This is a genomic window from Acidobacteriota bacterium, assembly GCA_026393755.1.
Lineage (GTDB): Bacteria > Acidobacteriota > Vicinamibacteria > Vicinamibacterales > JAKQTR01 > JBAXOX01.
Window position 1 is genome coordinate 142,293 of record JAPKZO010000018.1, and the last position, 5,495, is coordinate 147,787.

Annotated in this window: 3 protein-coding genes; 1 reads left to right on the top strand and 2 read right to left on the bottom strand. The window is 64.5% G+C overall.

Going from position 1 to position 5,495, the window contains the following annotated elements; translation table 11 throughout:
• The coding region (locus NTV05_07015) for a sodium:solute symporter (GenBank protein MCX6544152.1) at nt 1-1,501 on the bottom strand (1,501 nt) is incomplete at its 3' end.
• A 308-nt stretch (nt 1,502-1,809) separates the two neighbouring features.
• Between NTV05_07015 and NTV05_07020 the strand changes: the two genes are divergently transcribed.
• Complete coding sequence (locus NTV05_07020) at nt 1,810-4,125, top strand: DUF5916 domain-containing protein (protein MCX6544153.1); 2,316 nt, start codon at nt 1,810-1,812, stop codon at nt 4,123-4,125.
• On the opposite strand, the gene NTV05_07025 is transcribed toward NTV05_07020, so the two are convergent.
• Nucleotides 4,122-5,150, bottom strand: a complete 1,029-nt coding sequence (locus NTV05_07025; protein MCX6544154.1) for a magnesium transporter CorA family protein — start codon at nt 5,148-5,150, stop codon at nt 4,122-4,124. The genes NTV05_07020 and NTV05_07025 overlap by 4 nt on opposite strands.
• Nucleotides 5,151-5,495: the final 345 nt, after the last annotated feature.

The following is a 5,495-nucleotide window of genomic DNA, read 5'->3' on the forward strand; positions in this document are numbered from 1 at the left end:
CGCTCGCGAGGCTTGCCAGCAAACCGACGACGAATGTAACGACCGACCCGATCAGCACGTACCACTGCCACGAGGTGAGCTGCATCAGCTTGACGGTGAGCATGACAGCCGTCCCGGCCGCGATGCCGACAAAGGCCGCGCGCTGCCGCACGCGCGGGGCAAACGTGCCCAGCAGGAACACGCCCAGAATGATGCCGTTGGTGAACGAGGCGATGCCGAGGACCTCGTCGACCGCCCGGTTCGAGAACTGGATGGCCGCGATCGCGACCGCGATCTGGATGAGACCCCACCCGGCGGTCAGCCACCGCGACACGCGGAGGTAATGCCCGTCGCTGCGAGCGAACGCCGGCATGTAGAAATCGGCCATCGCAGTCGCAGACGATGAATTGAGAGACGATGACAGGGTCGACATGGCGGCGGCAAAGATCGCCGCGACCACGAGCCCGATCAATCCCGGAGGCAGGTGGGTGACGATGAAGTGGGGGAAGATCCGATCCGTCTGCAGTCTTCCGTTCAGCGTGAACGCGGTGACCTCGGCGCTTCCGGCCCCCGTGTAGAACACGTACAACAGCGTGCCGATCAGCAGGAACAGGACGAACTGAGCGAAGACCAGCACGCCGCTGGCCAGCAGCGCGACACGCGCCTCGCGGGGCGAACGGCTGCACAGGTACCGCTGCACCATCAACTGGTCGGTGCCGTGCGTGGCGGTCGTCAGGAACGCCCCGCCGACGACGCCCGACCAGAACGTGTAGCTGCGCGCCACGTCCCACGTAAAGTCGAAGACCCGGAACTTGTCGGTCTCTGCCGCCACGCGAACCGCCTCGGTCCATCCACCTGGAATTCGCATCAGCAGGATGACCAACGCCACGCCGGCTCCCACCAGATAGATGACGAGTTGAATAACGTCGGTCCAAATGACCGCGGACATCCCGCCGAGGTAGGTATACAAAATTGTCAGGGCGCCCATGACCAGGACAGACGCCACCAGGATGGTGAACGTCGGGTTCCATCCAGGCGCCCACGCGCGCGCCGCGTCTTCGATGCCGGGCGTCGACAGCAAGAGCGCGGCAAGTACGAGCCCCGTGGCGAACAGCCGCACGCCATCCGCCAGACTCCGCGTAATCAGAAACAGGCCCGCGGCAAACCGTTTGACGCTGCCGCCAAATCTCTGTCCGAGCAACTGGTAGACGGTCAGCAGTTCGCCGCGAAAGTACGCCGGAACGAAGATGATGCTGACGGCGATTCGTCCGATCATGTAGCCCATCACCAGCTGGAGAAACGTCCAGTTGCCCGCGTAGGCTAAGCCGGGCACGCTGATGAAGGTGACCGTGCTGGTTTCGGTTGCCACGATCGATCCCGTGATGGCCCACCATGGCACCGTGCGGCCGCCGACGAAGTAGTCCTTGACGTTGCGCTGGCTTCGCGAGAACCACGCGCCGAACAGAACGGTGCCAACCAGATACGCTGCCAGGACGAGATAGTCGATCGTGGAGAGGCCCATGACGGGCGATTATGCCAGCGTGGATGGTCGCAACGCTACAGAGAGTTCTTCGCTGGCTGGCCCCCGGCCTTCGCCGGGGTGACGAAAAGGAACTGAGTTCAGAACCTGGCGGCCTGGCTGATCGGGCGTGACCGGCGGCGTTCACCCTGAGCTCGCCCTTCTGGCGGACGGCAACGGAAGACCCGCAGCTGGTTTGACGGCTTCAGAAATGCCCTCTTTGTGCGCCACTCAACAACCGTCGAAGGGTAAACTACTGTAGACCGTCCCCACGCGGTGCACATCTTCGCGCCAATCGAACTGATTGAAATATGACCGTACTTCTCTTGTGTCTCGGACTCATTCAGGCTTCCAGTGCCGCGCCGCCTCCCCCTGCCGTGCCGCCTCAAGCCCCGTCGACCGTCGTCGTAGAGGGCCGCGGATCTCCGACGTTCTCGATCCCCCGAATCGACGCACCGATCGCCGTTGACGGCCAGCTCGACGAGCCCGCGTGGTCGCAGGCAACGCGCCTGGTCGGCTTTTCGGAGTATCGCCCGGTCGACAGCCAGCCGGCGAGCGAACAGACCGAGGCGCTCCTGTTCTATTCGCCGAGCGCGCTGTACATCGGCATCATCGCGCACGACTCGGTGCCCGGATCGATTCGCGCCACGGTCGCCGATCGCGACAACATCAGTCAGGACGACTGGGTCCGCATCTTCCTCGACACATTTAGTGATCGCCGCCGGGCGTTCGTCTTTGGCGTCAATCCTCTCGGTTCGCAGGAAGACGGCGTCCAGACGGAAGGCGGCTTCAATGCCGGCAGCATGTTCGGCGGCACCATCGATCTGAATCCCGACTACCAGTTCGATTCGAAGGGCCGGCTCACTCCCGACGGCTACGTCGTCGAAGTGCGCATTCCCTTCAAGAGCCTGCGCTATCCGGGCGGCGCGCCGCAGCGGTGGGGCATCAACCTCTCCCGAAAGACGCAGCGAACCGGACGCGAGGACACGTGGACCGATGCCAAGCGCGTGGCCAGCTTTCTGGCCCAGGCGGGGACGATGGAGGGGTTGCACGATCTGCAGCGCGGGGTCGTGACCGAGATCCAGCCGTTCGTCACCGCGTCGTCGAATGCCGCGCTGAACGGAGCGGGTCAGTTCGTGCGGGACAGGACGGACATCAGTCCGGGGGCGAACCTCAGGCTTGGATTCACCAACCTGTCGGTTGATGCCACGGTGAATCCCGACTTCAGCCAGGTCGAATCTGACGCGAGCCAGGTGACGGTCAACGAGCGCTTCGCGCTCTTCTTCGCCGAGAAGCGGCCGTTCTTCCTTGAAGGGATCGAGCTGTTTGCGACGCCGAACCAGCTGGTCTACTCGCGCCAGATCGTCGATCCGATCGCCGGCGGAAAACTCACAGGAAAGGTCGGCAGGACCGGCATCGCCCTGCTGTCGGCGGCAGACAGCACGGCTGACGGACACGCGTGGGTGAACGTCGCGCGCCTCCGCCAGGATTTCGGCTCAGATTCGCTCGCGGGCCTCACGTTTACCGATCGCGAATCGAACGGCGCCTTCAACCGGGTCGTGGCCGCCGACGCGCGCTATGTGTTCGGGCGCCTCTACTATGTGCTCGGCCAGATCGGCGGATCGTGGACCGAGCGCGACGGTGCGGTCAGCAGCTCGCCGATGTGGCAGGCCGAGTTCGATCGCACGGCGCGCCGGTGGGGCTTCAACTACAAGCTGGTAGGCTTCGGCGAGGCGTTCGAGACGCAGTCCGGCTACGTGCCACGCAGTGACATCGTCGAATTCCACGCGTCCAACCGGTTCACCTACTACGGGCAACGCGGCGCCTGGCTTGAGAATCTGTCGGTGTTCTTCGGACCGCAGCGGGTGTGGCGGTACGCGTCGTTCGGGCACACTGGCACGATCGAAGGTGGCGAGCAGTCTCACATGACGGCCCAGTTGCGCGGCGGGTGGCAGTTGGGCGCCCAAGTCAGCCGCGACTTCGTGCAGTTCGAGCCGGCCATGTACCAGGCGTACGCCGTGCGACAACCCGATGGCGCGACTTCGGCCTTTGCGCCGCCAGGCGGCGTGACCAACTGGAGCGGTACGTACAGCGTGACCACGCCCGTGTTTCAGAAGATCAATGCGAAGGTCGAGGTGAAGCGCGCGGGCACGGCGATCTTTGCGGAAGCGTCGAACGGGAGTGAGACACGGGTGACCACGACGGTTGGGTTGCGGCCCACCTCGTCGGCCCGCATCGATGTCAGCCTCGTGTCGTCGCGCATCGAGCGCGATCGAGATCGAGTTGAGTTCGCGCGGACGACGATCCCCCGGATCAAACTCGAGTACCAACCCAACCGGGCGCTATTCTTCAGGTTGATCACGGAGTATCGAGTGGAGCGGCGCGTCGGGCTTCAGGATCCGACGACGGGGATGCCGCTGCAGGTGAACGGGAGCCTCGCGGGCCCAGAACGCGTGGACGGCCTGCGCATGGACTGGCTCGTGTCGTTTGAGCCGACGCCGGGCACGGTGGCGTTTTTCGGCTACGGCAGCAGCCTGGCGCGCGACCGCGTGCTCGACCCGACCGCCCGTCTGACGCGGACGAGCGACGGCTTCTTCGTGAAGCTCGCGTACCTGTTCCGGCGCTAGCGACCATCGCGGACTTCGCCCCGACGGTCGAGCCACTTCAGGATCCAGTAGCTCACCGCGCCGATTGAGGCCATCGCGGCAAGGAACAGCGGGTACGCGATGCGCCAGTTGTGCGGGCCGGTCATCATGCTCCACTCGGACATCCCGCCGACGCCAGCCAGGAACGACAGCGGCATGAAGACGGTGGTGATGAACGTGAGCCGCCGCACCGCGTGATTGGTGCGGTTGCCGACCAGCGCGAGCCGGTTGTTCGCCAGGGCGAGTTGCACCTCCAGCAGCGTGGCGATCATGTCGCGGCACTCTTCGATCTCCTCCACGAACTTCACGACATGATCGTAGACGTCGCGGAAGTGATACGTGCTCGCGTCGCTGACGTTGGGTGAGCCGCCCCGACAGATCTTCATGAGCACCTCGCGCTCATGAAAGAGGCTCTTGCGCACCAGCAGCAGATTGCGCCGCAGGTCCACCAGATCGCTCGGATCGACGGCATCGCGCTCCCGCGTCAGCGTCTGTTCCTCGGTCCGGTCGAGGTCGTCCTGCAGGTTCTCGATGGCGGGCAGTGTGCCGTCAACGATGACGTCGAGACACAGGTGGAGGAGAGAGTCGGGACCGCGCCCCAGGGCGGCCCGCTCGACGGCGAGCCGCTTCTCAAGCCGGTCGCGCCGGATCGGCGTCCGGGCATGCGCCGCGACGGAGATCAAGAACGAGGGGCCGACGAAGTAGTCCACTTCCTCTATCCTCAGGGCCTCTCCCTCCATCTCGAAGTGATTGAAGAGGAGAAACGTATGGCCCGGATACTCCTCCATCTTGGGGACCTGGTCTTCGTCGAGGCAGTCTTCGATGGCGAGCGGGTGCAGGCCCAGCGGATCGACCAGCGCCAGAAGGTCCTCGCGCGACGGATTGATGTAGTCGAGCCAGATGTAGCCGCCGCCACCGGCATGGGCGGCCAGGGCGTCGGCGAGGCTCGCGAGCGGCGTGATGGCGCCGGTCGGCGCCACGTGGACGAAGCGGCTTTCTGGAATCATCAGCACTCCTGACTTGCCACGGATTGCCCCGCCGATTGGCGTCGGGCGCCTATTGTATCCGAGCCGGGTAGTGGTCTAGTTCGCCGCGCCGGTTCCCCTGCCTTGGCGCGGAGTGTGCCGGGGGTGAAGCCTTACCCGCTCAGCCATGGCGCCCGCAACCATGGATTCATCTCGGTCGGGCTGGCGTGTGCGCTGGCGCTAGTCTCCATCGGAGTAACCCTTTTCCAACACGAACGAGAAGATTCCATCAGGAAGCCACAGTCTGGCGGTGAAGTTCGTGTAATGGGACTTGTCGAAGATGTCGCGGTAGTTAACCCGTCCTTGAACCCAGTACACCAATTCGCC

Bases quoted from the DNA above. Each gene is read 5' to 3' on its own strand.
- NTV05_07020 (MCX6544153.1), top strand. From the start codon at position 1,810: ATGACCGTACTTCTCTTGTGTCTCGGACTCATTCAGGCTTCCAGTGCC.
- NTV05_07025 (MCX6544154.1), bottom strand. From the start codon at position 5,150: ATGATTCCAGAAAGCCGCTTCGTCCACGTGGCGCCGACCGGCGCCATC.